General features: G+C 62.9%; 11 protein-coding genes and 1 tRNA gene. 6 read left to right on the plus strand and 6 right to left on the minus strand.

Annotated elements, in window-relative coordinates:
* Positions 1-136: 136 nt before the first annotated feature.
* From fabF to aceE, 6 genes are all read right to left on the minus strand, one after another.
* Positions 137-1,372, minus strand: coding sequence for a beta-ketoacyl-ACP synthase II (fabF, locus tag AC3ANQ_RS09680; RefSeq protein ID WP_488304873.1), 1,236 nt, complete (start codon positions 1,370-1,372; stop codon positions 137-139).
* Between the two features lie 139 nt (positions 1,373-1,511).
* Positions 1,512-1,757 (minus strand): acyl carrier protein, encoded by a 246-nt coding sequence (locus tag AC3ANQ_RS09685; protein WP_184737393.1) that lies wholly within the window; start codon positions 1,755-1,757, stop codon positions 1,512-1,514.
* 106 nt (positions 1,758-1,863) lie between these two features.
* Entirely contained in the window at positions 1,864-2,925 is a 1,062-nt protein-coding gene (locus tag AC3ANQ_RS09690; RefSeq protein WP_488304874.1) for a beta-ketoacyl-ACP synthase III, read from the minus strand.
* A complete protein-coding gene (locus AC3ANQ_RS09695; RefSeq protein ID WP_488304875.1) occupies positions 2,922-3,851 on the minus strand; it encodes an ACP S-malonyltransferase in 930 nt (309 codons plus the stop codon). The genes AC3ANQ_RS09690 and AC3ANQ_RS09695 overlap by 4 nt, the downstream gene beginning before the upstream one ends.
* A gap of 88 nt (positions 3,852-3,939) precedes the next feature.
* A complete protein-coding gene (locus AC3ANQ_RS09700) occupies positions 3,940-5,184 on the minus strand; it encodes a PucR family transcriptional regulator (RefSeq protein WP_488304876.1) in 1,245 nt (414 codons plus the stop codon).
* A 190-nt stretch (positions 5,185-5,374) separates the two neighbouring features.
* On the minus strand, positions 5,375-8,158 hold the full coding sequence (aceE, locus tag AC3ANQ_RS09705) for a pyruvate dehydrogenase (acetyl-transferring), homodimeric type (RefSeq protein ID WP_488304877.1): 2,784 nt from the start codon (positions 8,156-8,158) through the stop codon (positions 5,375-5,377).
* A 388-nt stretch (positions 8,159-8,546) separates the two neighbouring features.
* Between aceE and AC3ANQ_RS09710 the strand changes: the two genes are divergently transcribed.
* The 6 genes from AC3ANQ_RS09710 to AC3ANQ_RS09735 all read left to right on the plus strand — a co-directional run bounded on the left by AC3ANQ_RS09710 (position 8,547) and on the right by AC3ANQ_RS09735 (position 12,292).
* Complete coding sequence (locus AC3ANQ_RS09710) at positions 8,547-8,969, plus strand: DUF3052 domain-containing protein (RefSeq protein WP_059387755.1); 423 nt, start codon at positions 8,547-8,549, stop codon at positions 8,967-8,969.
* The gene (locus tag AC3ANQ_RS09715) at positions 8,966-9,469 is read left to right on the plus strand and encodes a peroxiredoxin (protein ID WP_488304878.1); all 504 of its coding nucleotides are present in this window, start codon (positions 8,966-8,968) and stop codon (positions 9,467-9,469) included. The genes AC3ANQ_RS09710 and AC3ANQ_RS09715 overlap by 4 nt, the downstream gene beginning before the upstream one ends.
* Positions 9,470-9,474: 5 nt before the next feature.
* The gene (locus AC3ANQ_RS09720; protein ID WP_488304879.1) at positions 9,475-10,431 is read left to right on the plus strand and encodes an NAD-dependent protein deacetylase; all 957 of its coding nucleotides are present in this window, start codon (positions 9,475-9,477) and stop codon (positions 10,429-10,431) included.
* A gap of 56 nt (positions 10,432-10,487) precedes the next feature.
* Positions 10,488-10,563 (plus strand) — tRNA-Val (locus AC3ANQ_RS09725).
* Between the two features lie 114 nt (positions 10,564-10,677).
* Complete coding sequence (locus AC3ANQ_RS09730; RefSeq protein ID WP_488304880.1) at positions 10,678-11,202, plus strand: methyltransferase family protein; 525 nt, start codon at positions 10,678-10,680, stop codon at positions 11,200-11,202.
* 292 nt (positions 11,203-11,494) lie between these two features.
* Positions 11,495-12,292, plus strand: a complete 798-nt coding sequence (locus AC3ANQ_RS09735) for an IclR family transcriptional regulator (protein WP_488304881.1) — start codon at positions 11,495-11,497, stop codon at positions 12,290-12,292.
* The last annotated feature ends 115 nt before the right edge of the window (positions 12,293-12,407 follow it).

The following is a 12,407-nucleotide window of genomic DNA, read 5'->3' on the forward strand; positions in this document are numbered from 1 at the left end:
GCCCCGCCGGTAATCCCCGCGGCCCAGGCGCCGGCGCGAAGGAGCAAAGACAGCATTTCCATAGCAAAGAGGAGGGCCCCACCGTGGTGGGGCCCTCCTCTTGTGCGCGATTGTGCGCCGAACCGGCAGGAAGATGTCAGACGTTGCGGACGGCGATGACGGCGTTGTGGCCGCCGAAGCCGAAGGAGTTGCTCAACGCAACGATGTCACCGGCAGGCAGCTTGCGAGCTGAAGTGACGACGTCGAGCGGGATCTCCGGATCCTGGTTTTCGAGGTTGATGGTCAACGGAGCCTGGCGTTCGTAGACCGCGAGCACCGTCAGTACGGCTTCCACGGCCCCTGAAGCACCCAACAGGTGGCCCATCTGGGACTTGGTGGCAGAGACCGCCACATTGTCGACGTGCGCGCCCAGGGCGGCACGGAGCGCCGTGTACTCGGGCTTGTCGCCCACCGGCGTTGACGTAGCGTGGGCGTTGACGTGCACTACGTCCTCGGGCTGGATCCGACCATCGAACATGGCAGCCTTCAAAGCGCGGGTAGCGCCCAAGCCCTCCGGGTCCGGAGCAGTGATGTGGTAAGCGTCTGCCGTGACTGACGTACCGGCGAGCTCAGCGTAGATGCGGGCACCGCGGGCGATGGCGTGTTCTTCGGCTTCCAGGACAAGGGCGCCCGCGCCTTCACCCATGACAAAGCCGTCGCGGTCGCGGTCGTATGGCCGCGAAGCGTGCTCGGGATCGTCATTACGTCGGGAGAGCGCCTGCATCGAGGAGAACGCGGCAAGGGGCATCGGGTGGATGGCGGCTTCTGCGCCACCACAGACAACGACGTCGGCCTTGCCCGAGCGGATGAGCTCAAGGCCGAGATGCATTGCTTCGGTGCCGGACGCGCAAGCAGAAACAGGGGTGTGCGCACCGGCGCGGGCGCCAAGGTCAAGGCTGACTGCAGCGGCGACGCCGTTCGGCATGAGCATGGGGACCGTCATGGGCAGTACCCGGCGGGGGCCTTTTTCCTTCAGGGTGTCCCAAGCGTCCAAGAGCGTCCAGACGCCGCCGATGCCGGTGGCGAAAGCCACGGCAAGGCGATCGTGGTCGATTTCGGTGATGCCGGAATCTGCCCAGGCTTCGCGTGCTGCGATGACGCCGAACTGCGTGGACGGATCCATGCGCTTGGCTTCAACGCGGCTCAGAACCTCGAGTGCCGGCGTCGAGCACCGGGCGGCAAAGTGGACCGGAAGGTCATACTTGGCAACCCACTCGTCCTCGAGTGTGTGGGCACCGGAGACCCCTTTGAGCGCGTTCTTCCACATCGTGGGGACGTCGCCGCCGATGGGCGTTGTGGCGCCCAGACCGGTTATGACTACTTTGCGTGCCATGCGATCACTCTCTGTCGGATCAGCCAACCCAATTGCTGTTCTCACTGGGCGGCAGGAAAAAACTCTGGGAGATAAAGCAGCTGTGCCGGGCTTCGGATGCAACAGGGCGCACCCGAAGTCCGGCACAGTTGAGGCCAGGCTAGGCCTGTGCGTTAGAGATGAAGTTGACGGCGTCGCCGACGGTCTTCAGGTTCTTGACCTCTTCGTCCGGAATACGGACGCCGAACTTCTCTTCAGCGTTGACGACGATGGTCATCATGGAGATGGAGTCGATGTCCAGGTCCTCGGTGAAGGACTTGTCCAGCTCGACGGCGTCGGTGGCGAGGCCGGTCTCTTCGTTCACGATTTCAGCCAGGCCGGCCAGGATTTCTTCGTTGCTAGCCATTGTTGGCTCCTTTTCTTGTTGTGCCGGCTGCTGCCGGAAATGGGGGCAAACCGCGGATACGGTCTGGGTTTCAAAGAACTATTCAATTGGGGTGAAGCTGTCCAAACTACGGAAGAACGATTACCTGGGCACCAAACACCAAGCCGGCACCGAATCCGATCTGCAAGGAGAGGCCGCCGCTGAGTCCGGGGTTCTCTTGCAAAAGACGGTGCGTGGCCAGCGGAATGGAAGCGGCAGAGGTGTTGCCGGCATCCGCGATATCGCGCGCAACCAGAACGGTCTCAGGGAGCTTGAGCTTCTTGACCATTTCATCGATGATCCGCATGTTCGCTTGGTGGGGGACAAAGGCCGCAAGATCCGAGGCTTCTATCCCGGCGGCGTCGAGGGCTTGCTGGGCAACCTTCGCCATTTCCCAGACAGCCCAGCGGAAGACCGTCTGGCCGTCCTGGCGGAGCGTCGGCCAAACATCCTGTGCTGCGGAAATAATGGCCTGATCATCGGATTCATCCGAATGGCGGGCAGTCTCGCCAAGAGTACGGACCTCGTCGAGGGAATGCGTCATGCCGATCGCGTTCCACTTGCTTCCATCCGAGCCCCAGACGGAAGGGGCAATACCGGGCGTATCGGACGGACCGATGACCACTGCGCCGGCTCCGTCGCCGAGGAGGAAGGAGATGGTTCGCTCGTGGTTGTCGATGACGTCCGAGAGCTTTTCGGCTCCTACCACCAAAACGTATTCTGCTGCGCCCGAGCGGACCAGGGCATCGCCCTGGGCAATGCCGTAGCAGTAGCCCGCGCAAGCCGCGGAGATGTCATACGCCGGTGCCGGGGTGGCGCCCAAGCGGTCGGTGAGCGCGGCAGCTGCGGACGGTGTGGCGTACGGGTGGGTGACGGTGGAAACGATCACGGCGCCCAGCTGCGAAGCCTCGATGCCCGCTCGCTTGAGTGCCTCGCGGGCCGCTCCCTCGGCCATATCGATGACGCTGACACTGGCAGCTGCACGGTGACGGGTCACGATTCCGGTGCGCTGGCGGATCCATTCGTCCGACGAGTCGATCCACTGGCAGACGTCGTCATTGGTGACGATGATGTCCGGGCGGTATGCCCCGATGCCTACGATGCGTGAGTAATCGCGGGCCGGTGCCTGCTTGAGTACGGGGGCGCTCATGCTTCTCCTTCCAGTTCCGCGAAAAGGGCAAGTGCCGCGGACAAGTCGTCCGGGGTCTTGACAGCAACTGTTTTGACGCCTGGCATGCCACGCTTGGCGAGCCCTGCCAGGGTGCCGGCCGGCGCCAGTTCGATGAGTCCCGTGACGCCTCGCTGGACCAGGTTCTCCATGCAGAGATCCCAGCGCACCGGGCGTGAGACCTGGGCGATCAGGCTTTCGACGGCGGCGCCGCCGTCCGTGACTTCCTGGCCGTCGAAGTTCGAGAGCAAGGGAACCGTGGGCGCCTGCGGCTTGAGCGAAGGCCGGAGTGCTTCAAGCGCATTCACGGCCGGAGCCATGTGGGAGGTGTGGAACGCCCCGGCGACCTTCAGCGGGATGACCCTGGCCTTGGCAGGCGGGTTGTCAGCGAGGGCTTGAAGTTGTTCGAAGGTGCCCGCGGCAACGGTTTGCCCGGCGCCGTTGACGTTCGCGGGTGTTGCGCCCGCGGCCGCAATCGCAGAAAGAACCTCAGCCGGGTCCCCGCCGACGATGGCGCTCATCCCGGTGGGGGTGACGGCCGCGGCGGCCGCCATGTTGTTGGCACGCTCGCGGACGAACGTCATGGCTTCTGCCTCGCTGAGGACACCCGCGAGTGCCGCGGCAGTGATCTCACCGACCGAGTGCCCGGCCAAAACGATCGGAAGGGTGCTGAGCTCGACGTCGAACAGCGACTTCGCTGCCACGAGTCCGGCGGCGACGATCAAAGGCTGCGCGATCGCGGTGTCCTTGATGGTTTCCTCATCGGAGGTGGTGCCGTGGGCCTTGAGGTCGATGCCTGCGATTTCGCTCAGGGAGGCCAAATGGCCTTCTACGGAAGGGAGCTCCAGCCAAGGGGCCAAAAATCCAGGGGTCTGGGAGCCCTGTCCAGGGCAGACGATTGCAAGCACGTAACCAGCTTTCCAAATTGCCGCGCGAACTACTGGTGTTTGCGTACACCAAGCTCACTGGGTCAGTTTGTAGGAAGTCTACAACGGTTCAACCCGCGGATCGGGTCCCGTGACGCTCCGACGTCGCCTTTGGCTGAGCCGAAAGCCTGCCCACAACCAGGGCAGTTTGGAGCACAAAAGCCTCCCGGGGAAGGAGCGGATCCCACCCTGTGACGTCGCAGACGCGCTTGAGACGATACCGCACAGTGTTTGCATGGACGAACAGCTCGCGGGCGGTTGCTTCGAGGGAATGGCCGAGCTCCAAATAGGTGCCCAGCGTCTCAACGAGCCCGTTGGAGGCGGCCAGCAGCGGCCGGTAGATGTTCTTGATGAGGGAACGGCGCGCGGCGTCGTCGCCGGAGACTACGCGTTCCGGGAGCAGGTCGTCGGCGGCCACCGGTCGCGGCGCCGAGGGCCAGGCTTTGGCCGCGGTGAGCCCTGCAAAGGCTGCTTGCGCAGAGCTGCTTGCCTCCAGCAGGGAGCCAGCCTCCGGCCCATAGACCACCGCGCCAGGGGCGAACAGTTCGCTGAGCCTCAAATAGGCGGTATCGCGGTCCTGCACACCACCCAGAATAAGGATGAGGCGATCGCCCTGGATGCCAACCAAAGCATCCTCTGAGTAGCGTCCGGCAGTCCGGCGCAACTCGCTCACATAGCTTGCGCTCGGTTCCGACGGCGAGTTTCCCACCATCACGGTGAAGCGTTCCTGGGCCTTCCAACCGAGGGCTGCAATGCGTGAGCGAAGGGCATCGGTGTTCTCGCCGCGGAGGATTGCGTCGACAATCAGGGCCTCAAGCCGGGTGTCCCAGGAACCGCGGGATTCCGCGGCCCGGGCGTAGACGTCCGCGGCCGCGAAAGCCACCTCCCGTGAATAGCGCAGGACCGCTTCGCGCAAGGATGGCTGGTCGGCTTCAGGCGCGATCACGGGCACTTGGTCCTCCACTACCTCAACCACGATCCGGATCAACTGGAGGGCTTTTTGCAGGCTGATGGAGCGTGTCAGCTCGGTGGGAGCATTTCCGAAGACATCCGTCAGGATCCACGACGGCGAGCTGGGCCGTTCGTACCACGTTACGAAAGCCGCGATTCCGTTTTGGGCAACCAAGCCCAGCGCTGAACGTTCGTCGGAGCTCAACCGGCTGTACCAAGGCAGTGATTTCTCGAGCTTGCGCATGGTGGTGGTGGACAGTTGCCCCACATTGGCGCGGAGCCGCTTCAGGGTCTCCGCCTTTTCGGGTGTTAACGCGCGCGCAGCCGCTTTGCGTTTCGCGGGGGTTTGAATCGGCTCTGCCATTCCTTGAGCATACGGCGCATCATCCACAAGCTCCATTTGTGCGAAGGCTACAACTGCGTTTGGTGTGGGTCACGCGAGTGGCCGGGCCGCGTAGCGTTGTGCGGAGATTGTTAAAGCCCGACGGCGGCCCGCACCTTTCGGTGTGGACCGCCGTCGTGGCCTGGTGACTTTGATTCGCTTCGCTCGAGGCTTAGCTTTCGCCGCCTGCACCGCCGGTGGTTCCGGCGTTGACATCGAGAAGACGGTACTTCTCGATTGCCTGGGCCGGAGCTTGGGCATCCACTTCGCCGCGGCGGGCGAGTAGTTGCAGGGCTTTTACGACGATGGAGTGGGTGTCGTTTTTGAAGTAGCGGCGGGCGGCTTGGCGGGTGTCGGAGAAGCCGAAGCCGTCGGCGCCGAGGGAGGCGAATTCGTTGGGGATGAATTGGCGGATCTGGTCCGGGACGGCTTTCATGTAGTCGGTGACGGCGATGACGGGTCCGGTGGCGCCGGCGAGTTGCCGGGCGATGAAGGGGGTGCGGGGTTGTTCGCCGGGGTTGAGGAAGGCGTGTTCTTCGGCGGCGAGTCCGTCGCGTCGGAGTTCGTTCCAGGAGGTCACGGACCAGACGTCGGCGGAGACGCCCCAGTCGCCGGCGAGGAGTTTCTGGGCGTCCAGGGCCCAGGGGACGGAGACGCCGGAGGCGAGGATCTGTGCGCGGGGTCCCTTGGTGTCCCGGTCCTCGGGCTCGGCCGGGGCGAGCAGGTAGATGCCTTTGAGGAGGCCTTCGGTGTCGAGGTTTTCCGGTTCCGCGGGCTGGGTGATGGGTTCGTTGTAGACGGTGAGGTAGTACATGAGGTTCCGGTCCTCGGAGTGTTCCCCGTACATGCGTTGGAGTCCGTCGCGGATGATGTGGCCGATTTCGTAGCCGTAGGCGGGGTCGTAGGTGAGCACGGCGGGGTTGGTGGAGGCCAGGATGGGGGAGTGGCCGTCGGCGTGCTGGAGTCCTTCGCCGGTGAGGGTGGTCCGTCCGGCGGTGGCGCCGATGATGAAGCCGCGGGTCATCTGGTCCGCGGCGGCCCAGAAGGCGTCGCCGGTGCGTTGGAAGCCGAACATGGAGTAGAACACGTAGATCGGCACGAGGGGTTCGCCGTGGGTGGCGTACGCGGTGCCGGCGGCGGTGAACGCGGCGACGGCGCCGGCTTCGTTGATGCCGGGGTGGATGAGCTGGCCCATGGGGGATTCCTTGTAGGCCAGGACGAGGTCCCGGTCCACGGAGAGGTAGTTCTGGCCCTTGGGGTTGTAGATCTTCGCGGTGGGGAAGAACGCGTCCATGCCGAAGGTCCGGGACTCGTCCGGGACGACCGGGACGAAGCGGGCGCCGAAGTTCTTGTCCCGCATGAGGTCCTTCAGGAGCCTCACGAAGGCCATGGTGGTGGCGGCCTGCTGTTTACCGGAGCCGCGTTTGGCGACCTCGTAGGATTTCTCCTCGGGCAGCACCACGGGGGTGTGGGTGGAACGGCGTTCGGGGACGGGCCCGCCCAGGGCGGCGCGGCGGTCCATCATGTACCGGATTTCCGGGGCGTCCATGCCGGGGTGGTAGTACGGGGGCCGGTACAGGTCCGTGTCGAGTTGTTCGTCGGTGATGGGGATGCGCAGGTGGTCCCGGAAGGCCTTGAGGTCTGCCATGGTGAGTTTCTTCATCTGGTGGGTCGCGTTGCGGCCCTCGAAGTGGGGTCCGAGCCCGTAGCCCTTGACGGTCTTGGCCAGGATCACGGTGGGTTTGCCCTTGAACTCGGCCGCGGCCTTGTACGCGGCGTAGACCTTGCGGTAGTCGTGGCCGCCGCGTTTGAGGCCCCAGATCTGGTTGTCGTCCAGGTCCGCGACCAGGTCCTTGGTGGCCGGGGTCTTGCCGAAGAAGTGTTCGCGCACGAACCCGCCGGACTCGGCCTTGTAGGTCTGGTAGTCCCCGTCCACGGTCTCGTTCATGATCTTCACCAGGGACCCGTCGGTGTCCCGGGCCAGCAGGTCATCCCATTCCCGGCCCCAGACGACCTTGATGACGTTCCAGCCCGCGCCGCGGAAGAACGCCTCCAGTTCCTGCATGATCTTCCCGTTGCCCCGCACGGGCCCGTCCAGGCGCTGGAGGTTGCAGTTGATCACGAAGTTCAGGTTGTCCAGGTTCTCGTTCGCGGCGAGCTGGAGCAGGCCGCGGGACTCGGGCTCGTCCATTTCCCCGTCGCCCAGAAACGCCCAGACCTGCTGGCCGGAAGTGTCCTTCAGCCCCCGGTCGTGCAGGTAGCGGTTGGACTGGGCCTGGTAGATCGCGTTCATCGGGCCGATGCCCATGGACACGGTCGGGAATTCCCAGAACGCGGGCATCAGGCGCGGGTGCGGGTACGAGGACAGGGCATGGCCCTGTCTGGACTTTTCCTGCCGGAACCCGTCCAAATCCTCCTCGCTCAGCCGGCCCTCCATGAACGCCCTCGCGTACATGCCCGGGGACGCGTGTCCCTGGAAGAACACCTGGTCCCCGCCCGAGGGGTGGTCCTTGCCGCGGAAGAAATGGTTGAAGCCGACCTCGTACAGGGTCGCGGCCCCGGCATAGGTCGAGATGTGCCCGCCCACCCCGATGTCCGCCCGCTGCGCCCGGTGCACCATCACGGCCGCGTTCCAGCGCATGTACGCCCGGTACCGGCGCTCGAACTCCTCGTTGCCCGGGAACACCGGCTCCTGGTCCGCCGGGATCGTGTTCACGTAATCGGTGGTCGTCACCATCGGCACCCCCACCGACTGGGACCCCGCCCGCTGAAGCAGGCTTCGCATGATGAACTGCGCCCGCTCCGTGCCCTGCTCCCTGATCAACGCATCCAAAGACTCAACCCACTCGGCAGTCTCTTCCGGATCACGATCAGGCAGCTGGGAAGTCAACCCGCTAAGGATGTGTGAGGTCTCTTCTCCTGCAGCCACGTCCAACCTCTCTTTTGGCGCATTCATCGTCGCCTCAGGTCCGGCAGGGTAACTGCCCGTCATGAACGCGGCGTGTGCGACATATCGGTTACAACAGCCCGGTCATGTGCGCCGGGCAGGTTCTCTTGAGCTCAAGCTGCGCTATTCGCGGCGGGCGGTTGCCCTGCAGCCAAAGTCTTCACTGGCCACTGTAGCTTTGTACGAGCCGCGATGCGTAGCCGTGCTGCCGCGAAGGCGTTGTATGTCACACTCAAGCTGTTACATCGTATGCAGGAGTAGCTGTGGTCACAGCTATTGCCCTGGCTGCAGGCGTGGCTGGGGCGCGGAATATGGTGGAACGCGGGACAATGGCTTGAAGCCCACGCCCAAAGGGTGTTGGCTTGTAGTAATCGAAATCACTTCAAGAGGAGGAAACGTGAGCGAGGCCGACGCCGCCACATCGGTAAATGTGGCGGAAAGATTGGGTTTCAAAGATGGGGATCTGATTCAGGAACTCGGTTACGACGATGACGTCGATTTCGATTTACGTGATGACATTGAGGAACTCACTGGTTCCGAACTGCTCGATGAAGACGATCACGAGGTAGTGGATGCCGTCATTTTCTGGTGGCGCGACGGCGACGGAGACCTTGTCGACGCGCTCGTGGACTCCCTGACCACTTTGGGCGAGGGCGGAGTGGTTTGGGTTCTGACCCCTAAGTCTGGCCGCGACAACTACGTTTCGCCGTCGGACATTCAGGACGCCGCCCCGACTGCGGGATTGCACTGCACTACGTCCGCAGGCGTCTCCAAGGACTGGAGCGCTACTCGGCTGGTGGCACGCAAGAAGAACAAGTGACGCACACCAAATTGGACCGCGCCGGGCTGCGCCCTGGAGTTCCTGTCGTAGGGCAGGAAGCCCCGGATTTTGAATTGGTAAACCAGTTTGGGGAGCCAGTTCGCTTGTCTGGACTTCGCGGCCGCAACGTGGTTCTTGTCTTCTATCCCTTCGCCTTCTCCGGAATCTGCACAGGGGAACTGTGTGAGATTCGTGACAATCTCGGTATTTTTGAACACGCCAACGCCACCGTTCTTGGCATATCGGTTGACAGCAAGTTTGCTTTGCGGGCCTACGCGGAGAAGGAAAGCTACGAGTTTGATCTCCTTGCAGACTTCTGGCCGCACGGCGCGGTCGCCGAAAGGTATGGAGTTTTTGACTCCGCTACCGGCATGTCCTTGCGGGGCACGTTCATCATTGATGCGGCGGGCATTGTCCGTTATGTAGTCGTCAACCCGCGCGGCCAGGCACGGGATCTAGCGGAATATCGCGAGGCATTGTCCGCACTGGGCCAGGCCTAGCGCCGATGAGCACCCAACGGCCCGGCGTCGGAATGACTGGCTTTGCCATTTTGCCGCCGGCCGACACCGTTGCATTAGACGCGGATGAGCTTGAAGTTCTCCGTGAAGCGGCGAGGATTCTCGGCGGCAAAAGGCTTGCTGTTCTGACAGGTGCCGGCCTGAGTACAGACTCCGGAATCCCTGACTACAGGGGTCCGGGAGCTGCGCCACGGAATCCCATGACCTTCCAGGAGTTCATCGGAAGCTCCGCCAACCGGCGCAGATACTGGGCGAGGAACCACCTTGGATGGTCTCACCTCCGGCATGCTGACCCCAATGCAGGGCATGCCGCCGTCGCACTCCTCGAGCGCCGCGGGCTGATCACCGGACTCATCACACAAAACGTAGACCGGCTGCACGAGGACGCAGGCAGTATGAACGTTGTGGACTTGCACGGCCGCTACGATCGCGTGATTTGCCTGGACGGGGGACACGTCTTCACGCGAAGGCTCGTGGCGTCGATCCTTGAGGAGATCAATCCAGGATTTCTGGAGGCCGCTCAAGCTTCCGGCGTCGTGGAAATGGCGCCCGATGCCGATGCCACAGTGGAGGATCCCGAGCTCATCCGATCGTTCGTCGTCGCCGTTTGCCCGGTTTGCGGAGGAACGCTCAAGCCCGACTTCGTGTACTTCGGCGAAAATGTGCCAAAGGATCGGGTGCAGCGCGCCTATTCCATGGTGGACGAGGCCGGGGCCTTGCTGGTGGCAGGGTCTTCTTTGGCTGTGATGAGCGGGTTGAGGTTCGTGAGGCATGCGGCCAAACTCGGCAAGCCTGTGGTGATCATCAACCGAGGGCCGACCCGCGGGGACGGTTTCGCAAGCCTCAAAGTGGATGCCGGGGTCAGTGGCGCTCTAGCGTGGCTTGCTGCCGAACTTCCCGATCTATTGCCCCCGGATTCGCGGATTAGTGTTACAGGCGAATGATCCGGTAGAGTACATGTTCGTTGGTTGAAGCGCCGAAGGCGTTGAAATCAGTGTTTGGGTCTTTAGCTCAGCTGGTAGAGCGCCACGTTTACACCGTGGATGTCATCGGTTCGATCCCGGTAGGACCCACCAAAAAAGAAGAGCCCCTGAGTCGCGAAAACGCAGCTCAGGGGCTCCTTTCTTTTGCTCAAAGAAGCGTGTGGGCTGATCCTTGCCGCCCATCGTTGGGCGGTTCAGAATGGTCGCATGACAGCAACTGAAGATGCGGCGCGTGAAAAGAGGCTGGCGGCCATTGGCACCACGGTGTTCGCCGTCGCCCCGGCAAGCGTTGCAGGTCTGTTGCCGTGGGTGGTGACCCGCTGGAAAGTGCAGGAGCCTGTGCCGGGAGGGCTGGTTGCCCAGTGCGCTGGAGTCCTGATGATTGGCGCAGGCACGGCCGTGATCACCGATTCGTTTGTACGTTTCGCACTCGAAGGACTGGGCACGCCGGCACCTTTTGCACCGCCGAAGAACCTCGTGGTCAGCGGGTTCTACAGGTTCGTGCGGAACCCCATCTACGTGGCCATTGGGGCCGCCGTGACCGGACAGGGTCTCTTGCTGGGACAGCCGAAGCTGTTCGTCCTGGCGGCGTTGGGCGCCGTTCCCGTGGTGGCCTTCGTCAGGTTGTATGAGGAGCCGACGCTGGCTCGCAAGTTCGGCGCCGAGTATGAGGACTACCGCGCCAACGTCCCGCGGTGGCTGCCGCGCCTCACGCCTTGGCAGCAGAGCTAGCGTTGGACCCGTTCCGCGCTGCGGGGAATTGGAAGAGCTCTCCACCGCGACTATTGGGGGATGCCGCGGTGGAGAGCTCAAAGATGAATATACAGAGAATTTCTGGATATGGAAAGGAAGCGTGCCCTACGTACGGGACAACTCCTTCGAGCGCCGAGCCACTATGATGGTATTTGTTCAGTGGATTGAACAAGCGTGATTGCCGCGGATCGAAGTTCCGCTGCCTAGGCAGCATTTCTTCCGGCCAGCACGCGCCCACTCTGCGCCAGACGCACTATTGCGAAGGAGAATCATGGCTGATTCCCGCACCCCCCGTTCCGCCGACGGCTTGGGGAGCTCCTCGCCAGCGCCTGCCGTGACTCGCGCAGCTGCGGTACTGGACGCCTTGGCTCAGGCTCCCTCAGGTCGGCTGACACTCAGTGACCTTGCGAGGGAGCTGGGGATTCCGAAATCCTCCACCTCAAACCTGCTGCTTGCCCTCGAGGAAGCCCGGCTTATTACCCGCGAAGGTGCCGACTTTTCCCTTGGCCGGAAATTGGTTGAACTTGGTGCCGCGTACCTTAGCCGGCTCGATGAAGTCCAAGAGTTCTACAAGTTCTGCGAGCAAGCGCCGACATTGTCCGGCGAGACGGTCCGGATCGCGATGATCGACGGCGATCACATCATTTACCTGGCGCGTTATGAAGGGCACCCGGCCGTCCGGCTTACCTCAAACATTGGCGACAAGATGCCGCTTTCCCTGAGTGCCGTCGGCAAGGTGCTCTTGGCACAGCTTCACGACCATGACATCGAGGCGATGTTCCCGGATGACGTGGAGCTTCCTGTGATGACTCCCAAGTCCCTGCGCAGCGCTGCCGAGCTCAAGGCCCAGGTGGCTGCCATCCGTAAACAGGGATATGCCTTGGAGGACGAGGAATCCACCCTCGGCGTGGTTTGCCTTGCCGTGCCCGTTCCCACCCATGGGGCACACGGCCCCAGTCTCGGTCTTTCGGTGACCGCCCTGAAGGCCACCTTTTCCGAGGAGCAGGCTGCCCTGATGGTGAAGGAGCTCAAGGAGCTCGCTCACTCGCTGGGCAACCCGATGGGCTAGCTGATCTCGCCGCCGGCAAGGGTCATACATAAATCTGATTACATCACTTGAAACCTGTCCAATGTGCTGTACTCTGTTCACTATAGTGATTCACCCCATGGAGGCTGACGCTATC

The organism is Arthrobacter sp. DMZ02-1R (genome assembly GCF_057747935.1).

What these genes read in the sequence shown, in the direction of transcription:
- AC3ANQ_RS09700 (WP_488304876.1), bottom strand. Translation starts at nt 5,184, where the DNA reads ATGGCAGAGCCGATTCAAACCCCCGCGAAACGCAAAGCGGCTGCGCGC.
- fabF (WP_488304873.1), bottom strand. Translation starts at nt 1,372, where the DNA reads ATGGCACGCAAAGTAGTCATAACCGGTCTGGGCGCCACAACGCCCATC.
- AC3ANQ_RS09720 (WP_488304879.1), top strand. Translation starts at nt 9,475, where the DNA reads ATGAGCACCCAACGGCCCGGCGTCGGAATGACTGGCTTTGCCATTTTG.
- aceE (WP_488304877.1), bottom strand. Translation starts at nt 8,158, where the DNA reads ATGAATGCGCCAAAAGAGAGGTTGGACGTGGCTGCAGGAGAAGAGACC.
- AC3ANQ_RS09730 (WP_488304880.1), top strand. Translation starts at nt 10,678, where the DNA reads ATGACAGCAACTGAAGATGCGGCGCGTGAAAAGAGGCTGGCGGCCATT.
- AC3ANQ_RS09690 (WP_488304874.1), bottom strand. Translation starts at nt 2,925, where the DNA reads ATGAGCGCCCCCGTACTCAAGCAGGCACCGGCCCGCGATTACTCACGC.
- AC3ANQ_RS09685 (WP_184737393.1), bottom strand. Translation starts at nt 1,757, where the DNA reads ATGGCTAGCAACGAAGAAATCCTGGCCGGCCTGGCTGAAATCGTGAAC.
- AC3ANQ_RS09735 (WP_488304881.1), top strand. Translation starts at nt 11,495, where the DNA reads ATGGCTGATTCCCGCACCCCCCGTTCCGCCGACGGCTTGGGGAGCTCC.